Here is a 19,641-nt window from a genome sequence, read left to right on the forward strand (position 1 = left end):
GTGCTGCTCGGTTACTGATGCCGGGCCTGCGTTGCAGCGCAGGCCCGAAAAGGCGGTTCCGGTGATAGGATGACAGCCGAAACCCGCACGGGGCGCTTGCCCCGTACCGACAGAGACGCATCGCCCGTCAATAAATCCCGGTATCAACCGCGGTTCCCACCGCGGTGCCCACCAGCAGCGGGGACTATCCCGCGGCGGTCCCACGGAGGGCGGTGCGCATGACCTACAGCGCCTACGCCCTGAGCGGCCATCTCGTCATCGGCGAAGGTAACAGCCTCGGCGAACTCGACGAGCGCGGCGCGTGGGTCGCCAGCAGCCACGTCGTGGAGGTGCGGGCATGAGCGCCGTCCCAGCGGACAGCCGTATCCCGGCCGGCTACGTTCACGACCCGCACGACCCGGACTACTACATCGAGCGGTGTCCGGACTGTGGCAGCCGCGAGAAGCGCCACAAGCACCCCGGACGGACCGAGTGCGGGACCTGCAACCGTCTCTGCGGCGTTACGCCGGTCAGCCGGGCCAGCGACCCCGAGAAGTCGGACAAGCAGACGGTGATGACCGACGGGGGACGAGACACCAGGGACGACGAGCGTCCCGAGGTCACCGACGACGAGTTTCTCCAGGCCGTCGAAACGCTCGGCCGCGTCAAGGAACAGGTCGCCGAGCTGACCGCGGCGTTCGAGTCCATCGATACCGGGCTCACGCAAACCGACACGGTGGCCCTGCTGTACGGCCGCCGCAACGGACTCAACAAGACGACAGCCGAGGAGGCGTTTCAGACCCTTTCGGACATCGGCTCGAAGAGTGATCGCGAACTCGTTGTGCGGCTGCTCAGCCAGTACAGCGACCTGAACCTCTCCGAGTCCGAGGAGTTCCTGAGCGAGGTAGAGACCCTGCGGAACCGCTACGGTGACAAGGGGGGTGGTACGGATGCGTGAACCCGACCCGGAAGACCTCTACAGCCACCACAACCCCGCGCTGGTCGACGTCAAGGGCCAGGGCGCCGTGTTCGTCGCCAAAGCCTCGACCTGCGACGACGGCTGGCTCCGCGTGCGGGAGTGGACCGGGGTGAGCGTGAAGCTTCCACCCCGCCGGGTGAACCAGGTGCGATACCTGGAGACGGAGCGGTACGGCGAGCCCCGCGACGACGGGATGAAGCCCGTGCGGTTGGCGGACGAGGAGTACCGCGAACTCGCCCGGCAGTGGGTCGACGAGGAAGAGGACGAGCAGCCACAGGTGGTCGCATGAGCGCCGAGCAGGCCCGACTCACGGCCTTCGAGCGCGACGACGGCGACGACAACCCGGACCCGGACCTGTCGGTACTCACGGAGGCCGAGCTCGAGGTCTACCACCACGTCATCACCGGCCGGGCGGGAGCCCGGCAGTACGCCCGCGAGACCAACCGCTCGCCGGGGACGATCAGCAACCTGCTCCGGCGGGCCCGGGACAAGCTCGACGACCAGGAGGGCGTGGATGTCTGAGTCCTGCCCGTACTGCCCGAAGGAACTCGCGGACACGGCCGAGCTCGGCCGGCACGCGATGCAGGCTCACCGCGAGGCTGTCCGCGCCCACCTCGTGCGGGAGGGACACGTCTCGCCGTTCGTCTCTGGACAGCAGACACTCGGGGAGGTGGTGGCGTGACCGACGGTGACCCCTACAGCTACACGGTCAAACTCAAGCGCGGCGACGGCCACGACGTCCAGAAGTGCAAGGTCACCGCGCCGGACATCGAGACCTTGGAGCAGCGCGTCGACGCGATCCGGGACCGACTGGAGGGATGGGCTGCGGAGTACCGCGAGATACAGCCCACCGACCACCGGCCGCTGGCCGATGACCAGGGCACACTGGGGGAGGTCGGTGAGTCGTGAGCCCGAGCGCCACCCAGCCGGACCCGCCGGAGATGTCGGTCGCGGAGGCCGTCGACAGGTACCTCGCCAAGCGACAGACGGACTCGACGGCTCGGACGCTGCGGTCCTACCGGAGCCGGCTGGAGCTCTTCGCACAGTGGGCCGAGAAGAACGGGATCGAGCGAGTCGGGGATCTGACACCCTGGCACATCGACACCTACGATTTGACCCAGCGCGAGAGTGGCGCCGCGCCGACGACGATCAAGTCCCGGCTGTCGACGGTGAAGATGCTGCTCGAATACTGTGCGAGCATCGGCGCCGTCGACGACGATCTCGCGGAGAGCATCGATGTCCCGAACTTGGACCGGGCGGAAGAGCAGAGCGAGGAACGGCTGGCACCGGAGGATGCTGTGGCGGCACTCTCGTTCTTCCGGGATTCCCGCGCCTACTATGGGCGGCCGATGCACGCCTTCCTCGAGCTCGCCTGGCACACGGGCGCTCGGGTCGGAAGCATCCGGGGGATGGACCTGCCGGACTACCACCCCGACGAGCAGTATGTCGAAGTGGTCCACCGACCGAGTACGGGCACACCGCTCAAGAACAAGGGACAGGGTGAGCGGCGGATCGGGCTCTCCGACGCCGTCTGTGACGTTCTGGACACCTACATCGATCGTGAGCGGTGGGATCAGCGGGACGAGCATGGCCGGGAGCCGCTGTTTTGCGCTCGGCAGGGTCGCCCGTCGTTCACGACGCTACGGGCCTGGAGTTACAGAGCGACCCAGCCCTGTCTGTGGACAGAGTGCCCCCATGGGCGACACCCGGATACCTGCGAGTGGACCGAGCGGACCCACGTGAGCAAGTGCCCGTCGAGTCGGTCCCCCCACCGGATCCGAACGGGGAGCATCACCTGGCAACTCAACCGTGGTCTGGACATCGAGCTCGTCGGCGAGCGCGTCAACGCTTCGCCGTCAGTCATCCGGAAGCACTACGACCAGGCCACCGACGCCGAGGAGTTCGAGGAGCGCAGACGGGCCGCGGAGACGGCTCTGGACGTCGACGATTCGGACGACGAAGACGACCAGGAAGATGACCACAGCGAGGACGATTCAGCATGATTTCCGAGAAGACCAAAAATGCCGAAAACAGTACAGAGAAGCGCCAACACGCAGATATTATGGCCCCTCCGAGCCCATTCCCTGCTTAACGGCTCAAGAGAGTACGGCAGTAACAAGAAGGTTCCGCCCCATCTCGGTACACCGACCCTTTCGGAAATACCAATAAGAGTATATTTATTCTCCAAAACCATTATACGCTTTCATTTAAGTAGTACCGCATGGCGTCAGACCAGGGCTCGAAATTGGGTCACTTGAAGATCGGTCTGGATGCGATCCCTCCAATTGAACGATCAGTCGAAAACGGTGTGCTCCGCGAGACACGGGCCTTTCGCGGTGTCACCCTCGAGCAGGCCGTGAACTACCTCGAGAACCTCGGTGGCGAACGCACTGGAGAGGCCGAGATCCAGGGAGACAGATGGAAGGCCCATCTCTCGGCGGAGAAGGTTCCGGTCGGCCCCTCCTATCGGCTCACCGAGGTTACTGTCACGTGGGTTGGTGACGAGGACGTTCTCGAACCAGTCATCTTCCGGTTTCGACTCAAGACGTTCCGAGCACCGGGATGACCGGGCTGTCGGAGGGTCGGACCGGTCTGCAGACCGGCGCACTTGTTGGATGAACAGTTCGGTCCGGGAGCGGCACACTTCGGTGGTATTCGCGGCCGTCCTCACACGAGGAAGACGTACAGGAGGCCGACGCCGGAGACGACGCCGAGGACGGCCGTCACGACGAGCGCGAGTTTCCGGGTGCCGAGGGCCCACGTGAGCCCGGCCTTGACGAGCGTGTTCGCGACGGCGCCGACGACGATGCCGGTCGTCGCCACCTCCCGGGAGACGGCCCCGTCCCCTGACAGCCTGCTCAGGGTGATCGTTATCGCGTCCACGTCGGCCAGCCCGGAGAGAAACGCCGTCGCGTAGATACCTGACGCGCCGAACCACGCGTGGGCCTGCTCCGAGACCAGGAGCACGGCGGCGAACACGACGCCGAAAAACAGCGCCGGCCGCAGCCGAAACGGGTTCTCGACGTCGACTCCGGCGGTTTCCGCCGCCCCCGCCCGCCAGTACACGGCCGCCGCGACGACGACGCCGACGCCGGTCATCAGACCGAGCGGGGCGGCGACCTGCGGGGCCAGCGACCGGTTGACCACCGCGACTTCCACGAGCGCCCGCGGGAACATCACGATAGACGCGACGACCGTCGCGAACGCACAGACGCGATAGAGGACAGGGGAGTCCGTCGCGCGCTCGGCCATCGAGACCGTCGTCGCGGTCGAGGAGACGAACCCGCCGAAGATGCCGGTGACCGCGATCCCGCGCCTGGCACCCAGGACCCGACTCAGGACGTAGGCCGCGAAGCTCAGTCCGGTGACGAAGACCACCATCAGCCAGACGAACTGGGGGTTGAGGCCGAACAGGGCCGGAATCGCCCTGTCGGGCAGCACCGGATACACGACGAACGCGACGAGGACGAACGTGACCGACGCCCGTCGCTCCTGCTCGTCGATCCGGTCGACGAACCGATGGATGGCACCCTTTTCGGCGAGGATCACCGTGACGACGCCGGCGACGACGACGGCGACGAGCGCGCCGCGTTCGGAGTGGGTCACCAGCGCACCGAGCACGACAGTGAGCAGGGCCGCGGTCAGCGTCGTGAGCCCGATGTCGCCCTCCATGGCGACCTTCGCCCCGTACGCGACGGTCAGGGGGAGCGCCACGGCGAGGAGGAGAACGGGAAACGCCGCCGGGTAGAACGCCCCGGCGAGTGCCCCCAGGAGCGCGAAAAGCGGGAAGGTGCGGCTCCCGGCGAACGTCCCGCCGGACTCGCTCTGTTCCCGCTCGAGACCGATGAGTGCGCCGACCCCGAACGCGAGTGCAATGCGGACGAGGACCAGCTGGAACGGGTCCGTGAGGGGGTCGACCATCGTGAGGGACGTCGACGGCTGGTTCCGTCAACGTTCGGGTGTGGTTGCACCCGGTCGAACACCGGGCTACGCGGCGTCCGTCTGCGCGTCCGACGGGCGTCGTCCCGTCTGTATCCGGACGGACGCCGATGCCGTCCACCCGGACGGGGCGTCGAAGCCGAAAGCGTAACGCTTGGGTGGCCGTCGAGCCAGGGGGGAACTGGACGATGCCGTACGACCGTCTCGCGCGGAAGCTGGCCGGCCGGGAGACGGCGGCGCTGACGACGCTGCCGGACGGGAGCGTCGACTACTTCTGTACCGTCGCGGAGAACGGCGACCGGCGCATCGAGTCGCGCGACGCGTTCGCCCGGGCGGTGCTGGACGAGCGGGATTCGCTTCGGTTTCGCGTCGACACGGTCGAGCCCGGCGGCCAGGCGGTCAACGCGGCGATGCAACTACACGCGCTCGGCGACCCGGTCACCTGCTACGGCCACCTCGACGCGCCCGCGTTCGAGTCGCTCCCCTTCGAGACGGTTTCGATGGGCGAGCCGTCCGAAGTCTACGTGCTTACCTTCGACGACAGGGACCTCATGCTCGCCAGGAACACCGACCTCGCGGAGTGGACGCTCGCGGATCTCGACGGAGAGGCCGACCTCTCGACGGTGTTCGCCGCCGACGGTATCTGCTGTAGCAACTGGGTCTCGTCCCCGGGGCTCGAACGCGCCTTCCACCGGCTGGGTCGGCTGGACGTTCCGCGGGTCCCGTTCGTTTTCGACCCGGGCGACGTCGTCGGCCACGACGCCGAGGCGGTCGAGGCACTGCACGAGGCGATGAGTGCTCTCCAGGACACGTTCGACGTCGTCTACAACGCGAACAGGGCAGAGGTCGAAGCGACGGCCGCGCCGCTTTCGGGAACGTACGACGACGACCTCGACCGGCTCGCCGCGGTCCGGGAAGAGACGGGTATCGCGGCCGCCGTCATGCACGCCAGAGACGAGGCGGCCGCGGCAACGCCCGACGGGCGAGTGCGGGTCGCCAACTACCGGGTCGACGCGCCGGAGCGACACACCGGCGGCGGCGACCGGTTCACCGGCGGTCTGGCCCACGCACTGGCGTGTGGCTGGGACTGGGACGTAGCGCTGGCGATGGGAAACGCCTGCGCGGTCACGTACGTGGAGTCGGGGACTACCGGTGACGTCGACGACCTCGTCGAGTTCGTCCACACCCACGCGAGCGAAACCTGAGTGTCCGGAACGGGCGAGCGGTCGGGGACGAGCGCACCACGCGAAGCCCCGACAGTACGAATATATACGAGAGGCTGCTCGCACTGTAACATGGGACACGCTAACGAGTACGATGCCATCGTCCTCGGCGTCGGTGCAGCCGGGAGCGCCGCCACCTACCACCTCGCGAGACGCGGCACGTCGGTGCTCGGGATCGACCAGTTCGGCGTCCCGAACAACCGGGGGTCATCGCGCGGCTTCACGCGCGTGATCAACCCGGCAGTCCGGGAGAAACCCCAGTACGTACAGATCATCCAGCGGTCGCTCGAGCTGTGGAACGAACTCCAGGAGCGCCACCCGAACCAGCTCATCTGCAAGACGGGTGCGCTCCGGGGCTGGACCGGCCCGGACTACGAGGGCCACCGGGACTCCCTCGAGGAGGCAGTCGAGCTGTGCGAGAGCCAGGGACTGCCCTACGAGGTGCTCGCCGGCGAGGAAGTCGAGCGGCGGTTTCCCGGCTACGACCTCTCCGGCGACTTCAGGTTCCTCTACCAGCCCGACGGCGGCGTGCTCGACGTGCCGGAGTGTACCATCGCGCACATGAACGCCGCCCACGACCACGGCGCGGAGATCCGGGCTCACGAGCGCGTCGAGAGCTGGGAACCGACCGACGCCGGGGTCCGAGTCAGGACGACCAGAGGGGAGTACGAGGCGGGCAAGCTCCTCGTAACCGCCGGTCCCTGGCTCTCCGAGGTCGTCAGCGACCTCGGTGACGTGACCCCGCGGCGGGCGGTCATGGGCTGGTTCCGCCCGGAGGAGCCCGAGCGGTTCAGGCAGGACACGTTCCCCTCCTTCGGCTGGGACACCGAGAACGGCTACTTCTACGGGACGCCCGCCTACCGGATCGACGGCGTGAAGGTCGGCGGGGCGACCGACTTCGAGAGCGAGACGACCGTCGACCCCGACGGGATGGACCGCGAGGTCACGAGAGAGGAGGAGGGGATGCTCAGACAGTTCATGGAGGAGCACATGCCCACCGCCGCGGGACCGACGCTCCGGCTGACCGCGTGTATGACGACGCGAGCGCCGGACAAACAGTACGTGTTCGACACGTACGGCGAGGGCTCCGACGTCTACGTCGCGGGCGGGTTCTCCGGCAGCGGGTTCATGACCGCGAGCGCCGTCGGCGAGGTCGGGTCGAAGCTGGTACTCGGCGAGGCCACGGACGTCGACCTGGAGCCGTTCCGGGCCTCGAGGCTGTCGTCGGCCGGGCCCGGCGTGTCGTGACCGGGTGAGACACACTGCCGACAGGCCCCACCGTGGATCCTGGGCAGTCCCCGCATTGCCACCTACAGCAGGCCGAAGGAGAGTTACCCCGCGTCCCCGTCGGTGGGCTCGTCGGCCCGAACCACCAGAACCGGTCCGACCGACGCCGACGCGACGCGGTCGGCCTCCTCCCCGAACACGAGCGAGCGCAGCGAGGGGGCCGACTCACCCATGACGACCGCGTCGTGGTCCGGGACGGCGTTCATCAGTGCGTCGAACGTGGAGCCCTCCCGTTCGAGTCTCGTCTCCACGGAGAGGCCGGCCTCGCGGAGCCGTTCGGCGGCCGCGTCGAGCCGGTCCGCCGCCCCGTCCGCTGTGCCCGCCAGCAGCAGCGTCACGCCGACCTCGCGGTCCCCGATGACCTCCACGACGAAGGCCAGGACCCGGTCCACCGCGACGTCGCCGGACAGCGAGACGAGCAGCCGGTCGACGTCGCCGGTCACTCCGGAGATGGCGTACGCCCGGGCGTCGACCTCGTCGGCGACCCTGTTCACGGTCTGTTCCCGGTCGTGAGTGAACACGAGCCGGTGGTCGGCGGCCCCGCCGGCCGACCGGAACTCCTCGACCAGGTCCTCCAGCGCCGAGGTAGCGCGCTCCTCGTACTGGAGGCGGGCCTGGTCCGGCGGCGTCTGTTCGGGGAGGACGTGATAGCCGAGGACGGTCACGTCGACCGTCCCGAGCAGGGTCATCAACCCGGATGAGACGGTCGCTCCCTCGAGGACCGCGACGGGAACGAGTACTCGTGTCATCACAGAGCCCCTCTGAGTTTCACGTCGCGAGCGTAATAGAAGTACCAGCCTGCCGTGACGACGACGACGGCGACCCCGATGGCGATCGATGTCGGGTCCATGAACGCGATGAGCCCGAAGCTCGCGAGCGCACCCGCGACCGGGACGACCGGCCCGCCGGGCACCCGGAACTCCGGGTCGTACCAGTCGGGCCTGTCCCGGCGGATGGCCACCAGCGCGACGCACATCAGCCCGTACATGACCAGATGCAGGAAGGAGGCGACCTCGGCGAGCAACTGGACCTGCCGGGTCGCCGCGAGGACGATAACGGGGCCGCCGGCCAGCCCGAGTGCGACGTGTGGGGTGCCGTACCTGAGGTTGATGCGGCTGGCCCACCGCGGCAGGAGTGCGTCCTTCGAGACGCCGTAGATCGCCCGGGAGGTGCTGAGGATCGACGCGTTCGCGGAGGACATCGTCGCCAGGAGGCCGCCGACGACGATCACGAGCGCGCCGGGTAACCCGAGCAGCTCCCGGCCGACCGCGACCATCGCCGTCTCGCCGGCGGTCGCCAGCCCGTCCTGGGTGAAGACGCTCGTCGCAACGAAGATCGTCAGCACGTACAGCACCGTGACGACCAGTACCGAGCCGACCATCGCCAGCGGGAGGTTCCGCCCGGGGTTTCTCATCTCCCCGGCGACGGTCGCGACCTGGGCGAAGCCGAGATAGGAGGTGAACACCAGCGCCGCGACGGACATGACCGGGACCACGGACCAGACGTTCCGGGCCTCTCCGGGGGGCGTTCCGGCGTCGACGATCCCGAGCGAGTCGAGCATCCCGAACGCGAGGAAGACGACCAGCATGGACAGGAGCAGGGCGACGATGCCGTTCTGGAGCTTGGCCGCGTTCTCGGTGCCGGTGACGTTCAGGGCCGTGAACCCGGCGCCCGCGAGGACGGCGATGACCGACACGACGAGGCCCGGATTCGCGCCGACGGTGACCCCGACCTCCGCGAGGGCGTCGAGCGCGTAGAAGCCCAGACCGACCAGATAGAAGGCCGTCGCGAACACGAGCCCGAGCCACAGCGAGAGTCCGATGACCGTCCCCGCGAGGGTTCCGAGCCCGCGCGAGACGAAGTAGTACCCGCCGCCGCTTTTCGGCATGGCCGTCGCAAGCTCGGAGGTGGGGAGTGCCACCAGCAACGCGATGAGGCCGCCGACCGCGAAGGAGACCGTCGCGGCCGTGCCGACTTCCGCCCCGGCCAGCCCGGGAAACACGAAGATGCCGGCGCCGATCATCGTGCCGATGCCGATCGCGAGCCCGCCGGTCAGCCCGAGCGTCCGCTCCAGTTCCGCGTCCTCGGTGATCGTCGCCTCGTCGGTTTCGACGACCGGCCCCGCGTCCGGGGCCTCGCCCTCGATGTTGGTCCCGCTCGGCTCGGAACTCATTCAGGCGTACGGTCCCGACGCCAGCCGGTAATAACTACGGGGAAACGCGGCCACGCGGTTCATACAGCGACGGCAGCCGTGGCGCGCGCGGCCGGCTCGCTTCGCCCGCACTGTCTGTACGACCGGTGTGCTTATTCGTGGAGCCGGTGTACCAGGTGTATGTCACGTCTCAAGCGTGCGCTGACCCGGGCGAAGTACGCGGCCATCTTCGCCGCTGTCGGCGCAGGGATCGGCGGTCTGTTCGGCCGGAACACTGCGAGCAGCGGTGCCGCCCTCGGTGCACTTCTCGGCGCGACGCTCGGCGAAAAGCGGTCCGGGCTGGGTGCTGTCTCGGAGAGGCTCCCGACCGGCGCGGAGTGAGCCGGCAGTCCCGCCGACTGCCCTCGGTGCACCCTCTTTCGCTGGGACGGCGGGGTGCGGAGTTAGGTATCGTCTACGGCCCGTCCGACCGCCGGTCCCTGGTGACGTAGAGCAGCGGGAGCGTGAGGAGCGCGGACACCATGGAGGCGAGGAAGAAGCCGACCATGACGTAGTACGCCGAGTGGTCGAGGAAGGTGCCAAAGCCCATCACCATCCCGACGACCGCGAAGCCGTAGGTCGCCCCGAACAGGATCGTTATCCAGCGGTTGGCCTCCCGCTCGAGCGGCGTGGGCTGGCTGTCGAACCCGTCCGTTCCCTGCATGATTCGTGGTGGTCCGGGGCGGCCCGGACGCTGTCTGCACCCAGTAGTGCGACCAGTATGAGTCTGTCGTCGGTCCCGGGCCTCGGTGTCGTCGAACGCCCGGCCGGTCCCTCGTACCGGAAAGACGGGGTTACATAGTGAATAATTAACTGTTTGGCTCACCGTATAGAGGATATGGGTGACTACGGGATGGGGGAAGCGGAGACCGCACGCGCGCTGGAACTCGCAGAGGGGTACCTGGAGGACGCGGAGAATATCCTCTGGGAGGCTTCGGCCCGGGCCGACTCCCCGGAGGCGGCTGCCGACCTGGAGGAGCTGACCCGGGAGGTCTGGCGGGTCGAACACGCCATCGAGGACCTCAAAAGCGAGCTCCGTGCGGAGCGAGGGGGCGACGACGAGGGAGTCCCGTTCAACGCGGAGGGGTGACGCGCCGCCGACCTGGTGAATTGATTACCACCCCGCGGGTAGAGCGGCGCATGTCCGGAGCTGCCGACACCGACCCGCGGGCCCAGGAGTTCGTCGACCGCGTGGAGGCGGAACTCGGCTACAAGCCCGACCTCGCCGCGGAACTGGGCGGGGAGCTGGGGTGGGTCTCGCTGGACCTGCTGTTCGAGATCAGGGGCGAGGAGTTCGTCGCCGCGACGGACTTCGAACTCGCCGAGTCCGGGATCGAGGTGCTGTACGCCGAGATCGTGGTCGACGAGGCGGCGGTCCGGCGGCGGGAGATACTCCACGACGTCGGCGAGCGGCTGGTCAACGTCGGCGGCGAGGAGTCGTTCCGCTACGAACCCGCCGAGGAGGACCTGGCGCCGCTGCTCGCCGACCTCCGGGAGATCCACGCCGACGTGTTCGGTGACTGACCGGGGACCGGACCCGGGACGGACGCACCCTCCAGCGGGCGGCGTGCGGACCGACTGGGAATCTTTTTGCGCTGCCCTTCCCCAGGGCGGGTATGGTCTCTGAGCTGTTCGACCCCGAGGCGTGGGAGCCCGTCGAGGCGCTGGACCTGCGCGACATCACCTACCACCACGGCGCCGACGTGCCCGCGGCCCGGGTCGCGTTCGACCGGCCGGCGGTGCGCAACGCCTTCCGGCCGGAGACGGTCGACGAACTCTACACCGCGCTGGACCACGCCCGCCGGCAGCCCGACATCGGCTGTGTCCTCCTGACGGGGAACGGCCCCTCGGAGAAGGACGGCGGCTGGGCCTTCTGCTCGGGCGGGGACCAGTCCATCCGCGGCGAGTCCGGCTACGAGTACGAGGACGAGGACAGCGAGGCCGCCCAGGCGGGGGTCGGCCGCCTGCACATCCTCGAGGTCCAGCGGCTCATCCGCTTCATGCCCAAACCCGTCGTGTGTGTCGCGCCCGGCTGGGCCGCGGGCGGCGGCCACTCGCTACACGTCGTCTGTGACCTGACACTGGCGAGCGAGAACGCGAAGTTCAAACAGACCGACGCCGACGTCGCCTCCTACGACGCCGGCTTCGGGTCGGCCTATCTCGCCCGCCAGGTCGGCCAGAAGGCCGCCCGGGAGATCTTCTTCCTCGGGCGGACCTACGACGCCGCCGAGGCGGCGGAGATGGGGATGGTCAACGAGGTCGTCCCCCACGAGGAGCTGGAGGACGTCGCGCTCGAGTGGGCCGACGAGATCACCCGCAAGTCGCCGATGGCGATCCGAATGCTGAAGTACGCCTTCAACATGGCAGACGACGGGATGGTCGGCCAGCAGGTCTTCGCCGGCGAGGCCACCCGGCTGGGCTACATGACCGAGGAGGGCCAGGAGGGACGCAACGCCTTCAACGAGGGACGGGAGCCGAACTTCCGGCAGTTTCCCTGGCACTTCTGACCGCGGGGAATTACAGGAGGGTGACAATTCCCCCAACGCTCATACGTTATCCCACAAGCAGAGGAACCGTATGTCGGGTCGTGCCCGGACGGGCCGGAGACGGCGGAGGCGACGATGAGTAGTCACGGAGAGCGCTCGCCCGAGGCGGAACTCGGGTTGCTCGACGCGACGATGATCGGCATGGGGGCGATGATCGGCGCCGGGATCTTCGTGCTGACGGGGCTGGCCGCGGAGATCGCCGGCCCGGCCGCCATCCTGGTCTTTGCGCTGAACGGTGTCGTCACGGCCTTCACCGGCCTCTCGTATGCCGAGCTCGCGTCGGCAGTCCCGAAAAGCGGCGGCGGGTACGCCTTCGTCCGGGAGGTGTTCGACGACCTCGCCTCGTTCCTGATGGGGTGGATGCTCTGGTTCGCGTACATGATCGCCGGCGCGCTGTACGCGCTGGGCTTCGCGCCGAACTTCCTCGAGTTGCTCCACGTCTACGACGTCGTCCCGGCACCCGACCAGGTCGGGGCGCTGGTCGTCCCCGGGCTTGGGGTGGGCGTCCCGCCGACGGTCGTGCTCGCCTCCGTCGTGATCCTCCTGCTCGTGGGGCTGAACGCCGTCTCGACCGCGGCAAGCGGCAGCGTCGAGACCATCTTCACGATCACGAAGGTGGCCATCCTCGTGGTCTTCGTCGTCTTCGGGACGCTGTCGCCGATGTTCTCGAGCGCGGAGTTCCAGCCGCTTTTCCCCGGCGACAGGACGGCCTTCAGTCTCCTCCCGGCGATGGGGCTCACCTTCATCGCCTTCGAGGGGTACGACCTGATCACCACGGTGACCGAAGAGGTGGAGAACCCACGCGAGAACATCCCCAAGGCGATCTTCATCAGCCTGGCCGCGACAGTCGTCGTCTACCTCGCGGTCGTGACCGTCGCCGTCGGAACCCTCGGTGCCGCGGGGCTGGCGGAGGCCGGCGAGGCGGGGATCGCACAGGCCGCAACCGAGTTCATGCCGACGGGGCTCCCGGTCATCCAGAACGGCGGCGCGCTCATCGTCTTCGGCGCGGTGTTCTCGACGGTCACCGCACTCAACGCGGTCGTCATCGCCTCCTCGCGCGTCGCGTTCTCGATGGGGCGGGAGGGGCAGCTGCTCCCGTCGGTCGGCCAGATCCACCACCGCTTCGGGACGCCGTTCGTCGCGGTGGTGCTGAGCGCCGTCGTGATGCTGGGGTCGGTCGTGCTCCCGACCGCCAGCGCGGGCAACATGTCCAGCCTCTTCTTTCTGCTCTCTTTCGTCGTCGTCAACGGGGCGGTGATCCGGCTCCGGCGCGAGCGCCCGGATATGAACCGCCCCTACGAGGTGCCGTACTACCCGTTCACCCCGCTGGCCGGGATCGCGTTGAACCTGCTTCTGACCGGCGTGCTGGTCGTCTACCTCCTGCAGACCGACCTGGTCGCGTTGCTTTTGAGCGCGGGGTGGCTCCTCGCCGGTGTGGGGATGTACGTACTGCTCAACGCGTTCCGCGGACGGCGACAGGCCGGCGAACCCGACGAGGGCTCGCCGGCGGCCGTGCCGGAGGACGACTGATATGACACGCACACTCGACGTCGTCATCGTGGGCGGGGGGCGGGTCGGCCACCAGACGGCCGAGCTGCTCGTCGCTCGCAACGACACAGTCACGGTAGTCGAACAGGACAGCGAAGTGGTCGACCGGCTCGCCGACGCGTGGATCGCGACGGTGATCCGGGGCGACGGCACCGACCCGGGGATCCTCGAGCAGGCAGGCGTCGAGGGCGCTGACGTCATCGCGGCGCTGACGGGCGTCTCCGGCGTGAACCTCGCGGCCTGTCTGGTCGCCGAGCGCCTCTCGCCGGGTATCCGGACGGTCGCCCGCATCGAGCGCGAGGGCGCGGACGCCTACGGCGAACTCGTCGACGAGGTGGTGTTCCCCGAGCGGGCGGGTGCGCGCGTCGCCGCAAACCGGATCGCCGGCGACGACATCCAGACCATCGCCGACGTCACCGGCGACATCGAGGTCATGGAGGTCCGGGTCGCGGAGGGGGCACCCGCCGCCGGGCGGAGCCTGCGCGATATCAGATTCCCCTCGGGAACGCTCGTCGTCTCCGACGACGACGGCAACCAGATCGCCCGACCCGAGACCACGATCGACGCGGGGACACAGTATCTCGTCGCCGCAGAGCCCGACGTGGTCGACGAGGTGCTGGCGCTGTTGCGTGGGTGACGACCGCAGTCGCTTTGGGGCTCGCGTCCCAACGGCTGAGGGATGACAGCGACCGCCGACATCTCCCGGACGAGGGCGTGGCTGATGGCCGCGCGCCCGCAGACGCTGCCCGCGGGAGCCTCGCCGGTGGTCCTCGGGATCGGGCTCGCGGTCGCTGACGGTCGCTTCGCTGCGGTGCCGGCACTGGCCGCTCTGGTCGGGGCGCTTCTGATCCAGGTCGGCACCAACTTCGCCAACGACTACTTCGACGCCGTCAAGGGCGCCGACACCCCCAGCCGGGAGGGCTTTACCCGCGTGACTGCCGGCGGACTCATCGAGCCCCGCCGGGTCAAGCTCGCCATGGCCGGCACCTACGCGCTCGCCGTCCTCGTCGGCCTCTACCTGGTCGCGGTCGGCGGCGTTCCCATCCTCGTGGTCGGTCTCTCGAGCATCCTCGCCGGCCTGCTGTACACGGGCGGCCCCTACCCCTACGGCTACTACGGGCTCGGTGACCTGTTCGTGTTCGTCTACTTCGGGGTCGTCGCGGTCGCCGGGACCTACTACGTCCAGGCCGTCACGACGCTCGCAAGCGGGTTCCCCGTCGGGCTGCCCGCCGGGACGGTCACGCCCGAGGCGCTGCTCGTGGGCGCTGCCGCCGGCGCGCTCTCGACGGCCATCCTCGTCGTCAACAACGTCCGCGATATGGAGACCGACGCGGCCGCCGGCAAGCGCACGCTCGCGGTGATGCTTGGCTACCGCTACTCCCGGGTGGAGTTTCTCGTCCTGCTCGCCGCCGGCTACGCCGTCCCGCCCGCGCTGTGGCTGGGCTACGGCTACCCCGCTGCCGTCATGCTCTCGTGGCTGACGCTCCCGCTGGCCGGGCTAGTTGCCCGGACCGTCCTCACCCGGACCGACGGCGAGGCGCTCAACCCCGCGCTCGAGCGGACCGGACAGTTACTCGCGCTCTACGCCGTCCTGCTCGCGGCGGGACTCGCCGCGGGGCAGATGGGGGTGGTGTAGATGGAGGTCGAGCCGTTCTCGGTCGAGCTCGCGACCCCGCTCGAGACGGCCGCGGGCGCAGTTCGGGAGCGCGAGGGTTTTCTGGTTCGCCTCGAGTACGCCGGCACCGAAGGCGTGGGGGAGGCCAGCCCGCTGCTGGGCTGGACGGAGACCTACGAGGAGTGCCGGGGCGCGCTGGCCCGCGCGGCGGAGGTCGCCGAGCACACCGACTGGGGGGTCGCGCTGACGAAGACCGAAGCGCCGGCGGCCAGACACGCACTCGCGCTCGCGCTCCAAGAGGCGCTGGCCCGCGCGGCGTCCGAACCGCTCTACCGGAGCCTCGGCGGCGAGGGGACGGTCCGGGCCGTCCCGGTCAACGCGACGCTGAGCGACGCGGCGCCGGCGGAGACGGCGGCCGCAGCGGCCGACGCTGTCGCGGAGGGCTTCGACTGCCTGAAGCTCAAGACCGGTGCCCGGGACGTCGAGACGGACCTCCAGCGGGTCCGGGCGGTCCGGGAGCGTGTCGACGCGCCCCTCCGCCTGGACGCCAACGGCGCCTGGACCCGCGGCCAGGCCGAACGCGTCGTGGAGGCCGTCGCCGACCTCGGGGTCGACTACGTCGAACAGCCCCTCCCGGCGGAGGACCTCGGCGGACACGCAGCCCTGCGGGGTCGTGGCGTCGACGTCGCGGTCGACGAGTCCCTGGCTGCCTACGACATCGAGCAGATACTCGACGCCGACGCCGCGGATGTCGTGGTGCTGAAGCCGATGGTGCTGGGCGGACCGGACCTGGCACGCGAGGCCGCCACGACCGCCCGCGAGGCCGGCGTCGAACCCGTCGTCTCGACGACTATCGACACCGTCGTGGCGCGGACCGGCGCCGTCCACCTCGCGGCCTCGGTCCCCGACATCGGAGCCTGCGGGCTGGCCACGGGGTCGATGCTCCGCTCGGACCTGGCGCCCGACCCCGCCAGCGTCGAGGACGGCCACGTCACCGTTCCCCAGGAGCCGGGGCTGGGGCTCCCGGCCCGCCCATGACCGGCAGCCGGGACGGGGCGGACGGCAAACCCTCGGCCGACGACCCCGGACGCTGGCCGACCCGCGACCCGCTCGCCCACCGCGTGGCGGCGACCCCCGAACGGACCGCCCTGGTCGACACCGCCGACGGGACGGCCTGGACGTACCGCGAACTCGACCGGGCCGTCGACGGGGTGGCGGCCGCCCTGGGGCCGGGTGGTCCGGTCGGCACCCTCCTGGATACCCGGGTCGCGTTCGTGACGCTCGTCCACGCAGCGATACGGACCGGACGGACGCTGGTCCCGCTCAACGTCCAGTTGCCGGCGGAGGGGCTGGCCGACCAGGCCGAGCGGGCCGGGGTCGACCTGCTTGTCTGCGAGCGGGACACCGAACGAGTCGCCCGCGAGGTCGCACCCGGCCCGGTCGTCTCCGTCGACCCGCCCGAGAGCGAGGGTGTCGACCGGCTCGCGCCCGGGGCGGAGCGCGGAGCCGGCTCCGGGGCGGAGAGGACCCCGCTCTCGCCGTCGGACACCGCGGTCGTCATGTTCACCTCCGGGACGACCGGGGCGCCGAAGGGCGTCCGGCTGACCGTCGGCAACCTGGTCTGGAGCGCGGTCGCCTCGGCCTTCCGGCTGGGGGTCGCCCCCGGCGACCGGTGGCTGTGCTGTCTCCCGATGTACCACATGGGCGGGCTCGCGCCGACGCTCCGGTGTGCGCTGTACGGGACGAGCCTCGCCATCCAGCCCGGTTTCGATGCCGAACGAACGGCCGGCGTCGTCGAGGAGTACGGCGTGACGGGCGTCTCGCTCGTCCCGACGCAGTTGCGCCGGCTGCTGGAGGCCGGCTGGGAGCCGCCAGCCGTCTTCGAGGCTGTCCTGCTCGGCGGGGCGCCCGCCGGGGGGGAGTTACTCGACCGGGCCCGCGACCGGGGCGTGCCGGTCTACCCCACCTACGGGACGACCGAGACCGCCTCGCAGGTCGCCACTGCCACGCCCGCGCAGGCCGCCGAGCACCCGGGGACGGTCGGCCAGCCCCTCGCCGTGACCGACGTGACCGTCCTCGCGGACGGCGACCCTGCGGGGCCGGGAGAGGTGGGCGAACTCGTCGTCAGCGGCCCGACCGTAACCCCGGGATATCTCGACGACGACCGGACCGCCGAGGCCGTCGGCCGGTACGGCTTCCACACCGGGGACCTGGGGTACCGCGACGGGGCCGGCAGGCTGTGGGTCGAAGGCCGGGTCGACGACGCCATCACGACCGGGGGAGAGACGGTCTACCCCGCGACGGTCGTCGACGCGCTCCGCGAGCACCCCGACCTCGCCGACGCCGCCGTCGTCGGCCTCCCCGACGAGGAGTGGGGCGAGCGCGTCGCCGCGCTCGTGGTCCCGGACGGCGACGTTGACCCGGATGGGATTCGTGGGTTCTGCCGGGGCCGCGTCGCCGACTACGCGGTCCCGAAGACGGTCGAATTCGCCGAGACTATTCCCCGGACGGCGTCGGGAACTGTCGACCGGGAGGCGGTCCGCGAGCGACTTGCCGGCCGGTGAGCGGCGGGCCTGTGGGCGGTAACCATTTGTCAGACAGTCGCCTACCCGGACGCGTGTGCACCTTCACCCTCGCCTGGCAGGTCTTCGAGGACGCGCCGGTCGTCGTGGCGGCCAACCGCGACGAGCAGCTGGGACGGGAGTCGGAGCCGCCGGCCCGGCGTGACTGGGAGCGCCCCGTCGTCGCCCCACAGGACGCGGAAGCCGGCGGGACCTGGCTCGGCTACAACGACGCTGGCGTGCTCGTCTCGGTGACCAACCGCTGGGCCGACACCGACCTCGCCGCGGAGCGGTCCCGGGGGCTGCTCGTCCGGGACGCCCTCCGGCAGGACACCGCCGAGGACGCGGTCCGGTACGTCGAGCGCGACCTCGACGGCCGGGAGTACGACGGCTTCAACCTCGTGGCCGTCGACGCCGACGCGGCGCTGCTCGTGGAGTGGGACGGGAACCGGCGGGTCCACCAGTTCGACCCGGGCGTCCACGTCGTCGTCAACGTCGGCGCCGACGGCCGGTACACCATCCCGAGCCGGCGCGAGGAGATCGCCGAACGCCAGGCTGCGAACGCCGACCGGCTGCGCGAGCACCTCCGGCCCGAGCCCGGCGAGCACAGTCGAGAATGGCTCGACCGGGCAGCCGCCGCCATCTCCGACCACGAGTTCGGCGTCTGCATCCACGGCGACGGCTTCGGCACCCGCTCGTCCTCGCTGGTCCGGCTGGGGGCCGACGGCGACAGCTACGAGTACGCCGACGGGCCGCCCTGCGAGACGCCCTTCGAGCCGGTCGACGCCTGAGGGTGCAGGCCGCGGGCGGCGAGCGCTCGAGGGCGCGAGGGCGCCGGGGTCCCGAAAGTCACTTGTCCGCGGCGAGCGCCAGTAGTCGGTATGAGCGCGACCGCCGCCGAGACCGGGCTTTCCGAGACCGAACGCGAGGGGCTCGAGCTCGTCCGGGAGACGGGAGGGATCCACCAAAGCGAGTTCTGGAAGGCACTCGACATCTCCTCGCGAAAGGGGAGCCGGGTCGTCGACTCGCTGGTCGACCAGGACCTCATCCAGCGCGAGGAGACCGTCTACGAGGGCCACAACACCTACTACCTCACGCCGATGCCGAGCGACCTGGACTTCTCGCTGCTGATGGCGGGGGACATGCTCTCGCCGTTTGTCGGCGACGAGGAGGTCGACCCACAGAGCGACGCCTTCACGCAGTGGGTCATGAACCTCGCCTACGAGGAGTAACCGGCCGAGTTCGACGGCCAGTCCGGCCGTCCGTCTGTTTCTCGGGGTTCCGTTGTCGGGAGTGGCCTGCCGTCAGGAACAGCCGTCGTCAGCCACCCGCCGCAACGCCGTCAGTCCTCGAGCGCGTCGGCGATCCGCTCGAGCGTCCGCCGGATGTCGTGGACCTCGTCGCGGAGCTTGCGGACCTCGCGGGTCAGCTCCTCGTTGTCGGCTCCCTGGGCCTGGCCCTGGCCCTGTCCACCGGGGCCGCCCGGGCCGGCGCCCATTCCCGGACCGCCACCCATGCCGGGGCCGCCACCGCCGCCCATCATGCCGCCCATCATCTGTGCGAAGGGATTGCCGCCCATGCCGCCACCGCCCATCATCTCCTCGGGCGGGCCGCGCTCGCCACCCTCGCCCTCCTCGCCCTCGCCTTCGGCGCGCTCCTGGCGGATCTCCTCGACGCGCTCGCGGAAGGACTTGCTCTCCTCGTCGCCCTCTGCCTGACTCTCCTGGCTCTCGTCTGTCTCCGAATCGTCTGCCATACCCCCGTTTCCGGCGG

General features: G+C 69.7%; 26 protein-coding genes. 21 read left to right on the top strand and 5 right to left on the bottom strand.

Features of this window, described 5'->3' with window-relative positions:
• The first annotated feature begins 218 nt into the window (after nucleotides 1–218).
• The 8 genes from GN153_RS17780 to GN153_RS06010 all read left to right on the top strand — a co-directional run bounded on the left by GN153_RS17780 (nucleotide 219) and on the right by GN153_RS06010 (nucleotide 3,524).
• Nucleotides 219–341: a hypothetical protein gene (locus tag GN153_RS17780; protein ID WP_268893118.1), complete on the top strand. Its 123-nt coding sequence runs from the start codon at nucleotides 219–221 to the stop codon at nucleotides 339–341.
• A complete protein-coding gene (locus GN153_RS05980; RefSeq protein ID WP_159900774.1) occupies nucleotides 338–937 on the top strand; it encodes a hypothetical protein in 600 nt (199 codons plus the stop codon). Before GN153_RS17780 ends, GN153_RS05980 begins: the two co-directional genes overlap by 4 nt.
• On the top strand, nucleotides 930–1,247 hold the full coding sequence (locus GN153_RS05985; protein ID WP_159900776.1) for a hypothetical protein: 318 nt from the start codon (nucleotides 930–932) through the stop codon (nucleotides 1,245–1,247). The genes GN153_RS05980 and GN153_RS05985 overlap by 8 nt, the downstream gene beginning before the upstream one ends.
• Nucleotides 1,244–1,480 carry an RNA polymerase subunit sigma-24 gene (locus GN153_RS05990; protein WP_159900778.1) on the top strand — a complete coding sequence of 79 codons (237 nt, stop codon included), beginning with the start codon at nucleotides 1,244–1,246 and terminating at the stop codon, nucleotides 1,478–1,480. Before GN153_RS05985 ends, GN153_RS05990 begins: the two co-directional genes overlap by 4 nt.
• A complete protein-coding gene (locus GN153_RS05995) occupies nucleotides 1,473–1,640 on the top strand; it encodes a hypothetical protein (protein WP_159900780.1) in 168 nt (55 codons plus the stop codon). The genes GN153_RS05990 and GN153_RS05995 overlap by 8 nt, the downstream gene beginning before the upstream one ends.
• A complete protein-coding gene (locus GN153_RS06000; RefSeq protein ID WP_159900782.1) occupies nucleotides 1,637–1,867 on the top strand; it encodes a hypothetical protein in 231 nt (76 codons plus the stop codon). The genes GN153_RS05995 and GN153_RS06000 overlap by 4 nt, the downstream gene beginning before the upstream one ends.
• On the top strand, nucleotides 1,864–2,961 hold the full coding sequence (locus GN153_RS06005) for a tyrosine-type recombinase/integrase (protein WP_236544761.1): 1,098 nt from the start codon (nucleotides 1,864–1,866) through the stop codon (nucleotides 2,959–2,961). Before GN153_RS06000 ends, GN153_RS06005 begins: the two co-directional genes overlap by 4 nt.
• Before the next feature lie 218 nt (nucleotides 2,962–3,179).
• Entirely contained in the window at nucleotides 3,180–3,524 is a 345-nt protein-coding gene (locus tag GN153_RS06010) for a hypothetical protein (RefSeq protein WP_236544762.1), read from the top strand.
• A 101-nt stretch (nucleotides 3,525–3,625) separates the two neighbouring features.
• Here the strand turns inward: GN153_RS06010 and GN153_RS06015 are convergent, their stop codons facing one another.
• Nucleotides 3,626–4,879, bottom strand: a complete 1,254-nt coding sequence (locus GN153_RS06015; RefSeq protein ID WP_159900784.1) for an MgtC/SapB family protein — start codon at nucleotides 4,877–4,879, stop codon at nucleotides 3,626–3,628.
• A gap of 206 nt (nucleotides 4,880–5,085) precedes the next feature.
• On the opposite strand from GN153_RS06015, the gene GN153_RS06020 reads away from it, so the two are divergent.
• Both GN153_RS06020 and solA read left to right on the top strand, forming a co-directional pair.
• The gene (locus GN153_RS06020) at nucleotides 5,086–6,102 is read left to right on the top strand and encodes a carbohydrate kinase family protein (RefSeq protein ID WP_159900786.1); all 1,017 of its coding nucleotides are present in this window, start codon (nucleotides 5,086–5,088) and stop codon (nucleotides 6,100–6,102) included.
• A gap of 90 nt (nucleotides 6,103–6,192) precedes the next feature.
• Nucleotides 6,193–7,368: an N-methyl-L-tryptophan oxidase gene (gene solA, locus GN153_RS06025; protein WP_159900788.1), complete on the top strand. Its 1,176-nt coding sequence runs from the start codon at nucleotides 6,193–6,195 to the stop codon at nucleotides 7,366–7,368.
• 83 nt (nucleotides 7,369–7,451) lie between these two features.
• Here solA and GN153_RS06030 read toward each other — a convergent pair whose 3' ends face one another.
• A complete protein-coding gene (locus GN153_RS06030) occupies nucleotides 7,452–8,156 on the bottom strand; it encodes a universal stress protein (RefSeq protein ID WP_159900790.1) in 705 nt (234 codons plus the stop codon).
• Nucleotides 8,156–9,580 carry an APC family permease gene (locus GN153_RS06035; protein ID WP_159900792.1) on the bottom strand — a complete coding sequence of 475 codons (1,425 nt, stop codon included), beginning with the start codon at nucleotides 9,578–9,580 and terminating at the stop codon, nucleotides 8,156–8,158. Before GN153_RS06035 ends, GN153_RS06030 begins: the two co-directional genes overlap by 1 nt.
• A gap of 159 nt (nucleotides 9,581–9,739) precedes the next feature.
• Here GN153_RS06035 and GN153_RS06040 point away from each other — a divergent pair, with 159 nt between their 5' ends.
• Nucleotides 9,740–9,940: a hypothetical protein gene (locus GN153_RS06040; protein ID WP_159900794.1), complete on the top strand. Its 201-nt coding sequence runs from the start codon at nucleotides 9,740–9,742 to the stop codon at nucleotides 9,938–9,940.
• A gap of 73 nt (nucleotides 9,941–10,013) precedes the next feature.
• Here GN153_RS06040 and GN153_RS06045 read toward each other — a convergent pair whose 3' ends face one another.
• Complete coding sequence (locus GN153_RS06045; RefSeq protein ID WP_159900796.1) at nucleotides 10,014–10,262, bottom strand: hypothetical protein; 249 nt, start codon at nucleotides 10,260–10,262, stop codon at nucleotides 10,014–10,016.
• 174 nt (nucleotides 10,263–10,436) lie between these two features.
• Here GN153_RS06045 and GN153_RS06050 point away from each other — a divergent pair, with 174 nt between their 5' ends.
• The 10 genes from GN153_RS06050 to GN153_RS06095 all read left to right on the top strand — a co-directional run bounded on the left by GN153_RS06050 (nucleotide 10,437) and on the right by GN153_RS06095 (nucleotide 19,100).
• Nucleotides 10,437–10,688, top strand: a complete 252-nt coding sequence (locus GN153_RS06050) for a hypothetical protein (protein ID WP_159900798.1) — start codon at nucleotides 10,437–10,439, stop codon at nucleotides 10,686–10,688.
• A 50-nt stretch (nucleotides 10,689–10,738) separates the two neighbouring features.
• The gene (locus GN153_RS06055; RefSeq protein WP_159900800.1) at nucleotides 10,739–11,122 is read left to right on the top strand and encodes a hypothetical protein; all 384 of its coding nucleotides are present in this window, start codon (nucleotides 10,739–10,741) and stop codon (nucleotides 11,120–11,122) included.
• Between the two features lie 92 nt (nucleotides 11,123–11,214).
• Entirely contained in the window at nucleotides 11,215–12,105 is an 891-nt protein-coding gene (locus GN153_RS06060) for a 1,4-dihydroxy-2-naphthoyl-CoA synthase (RefSeq protein WP_159900802.1), read from the top strand.
• A 114-nt stretch (nucleotides 12,106–12,219) separates the two neighbouring features.
• Complete coding sequence (locus tag GN153_RS06065) at nucleotides 12,220–13,674, top strand: APC family permease (protein WP_159900804.1); 1,455 nt, start codon at nucleotides 12,220–12,222, stop codon at nucleotides 13,672–13,674.
• Nucleotide 13,675: 1 nt separating this feature from the next.
• The gene (locus GN153_RS06070; protein WP_159900806.1) at nucleotides 13,676–14,329 is read left to right on the top strand and encodes a potassium channel family protein; all 654 of its coding nucleotides are present in this window, start codon (nucleotides 13,676–13,678) and stop codon (nucleotides 14,327–14,329) included.
• 42 nt (nucleotides 14,330–14,371) lie between these two features.
• Nucleotides 14,372–15,328 (top strand): 1,4-dihydroxy-2-naphthoate polyprenyltransferase, encoded by a 957-nt coding sequence (locus tag GN153_RS06075; protein ID WP_159900808.1) that lies wholly within the window; start codon nucleotides 14,372–14,374, stop codon nucleotides 15,326–15,328.
• Complete coding sequence (locus GN153_RS06080) at nucleotides 15,329–16,345, top strand: mandelate racemase/muconate lactonizing enzyme family protein (protein ID WP_159900810.1); 1,017 nt, start codon at nucleotides 15,329–15,331, stop codon at nucleotides 16,343–16,345. It begins immediately after the preceding gene.
• Complete coding sequence (locus GN153_RS06085) at nucleotides 16,342–17,871, top strand: class I adenylate-forming enzyme family protein (protein WP_159900812.1); 1,530 nt, start codon at nucleotides 16,342–16,344, stop codon at nucleotides 17,869–17,871. The genes GN153_RS06080 and GN153_RS06085 overlap by 4 nt, the downstream gene beginning before the upstream one ends.
• A 53-nt stretch (nucleotides 17,872–17,924) precedes the next feature.
• Entirely contained in the window at nucleotides 17,925–18,659 is a 735-nt protein-coding gene (locus GN153_RS06090; protein ID WP_159900814.1) for an NRDE family protein, read from the top strand.
• 90 nt (nucleotides 18,660–18,749) lie between these two features.
• Nucleotides 18,750–19,100, top strand: coding sequence for a helix-turn-helix transcriptional regulator (locus GN153_RS06095; RefSeq protein WP_159900816.1), 351 nt, complete (start codon nucleotides 18,750–18,752; stop codon nucleotides 19,098–19,100).
• 110 nt (nucleotides 19,101–19,210) lie between these two features.
• On the opposite strand, the gene GN153_RS06100 is transcribed toward GN153_RS06095, so the two are convergent.
• On the bottom strand, nucleotides 19,211–19,624 hold the full coding sequence (locus GN153_RS06100; protein WP_159900818.1) for a hypothetical protein: 414 nt from the start codon (nucleotides 19,622–19,624) through the stop codon (nucleotides 19,211–19,213).
• Nucleotides 19,625–19,641: the final 17 nt, after the last annotated feature.

The sequence above is a fragment of the Salinirussus salinus genome (assembly GCF_009831455.1).
Taxonomy (GTDB): Archaea; Halobacteriota; Halobacteria; order Halobacteriales; family Haloarculaceae; genus Salinirussus; species Salinirussus salinus.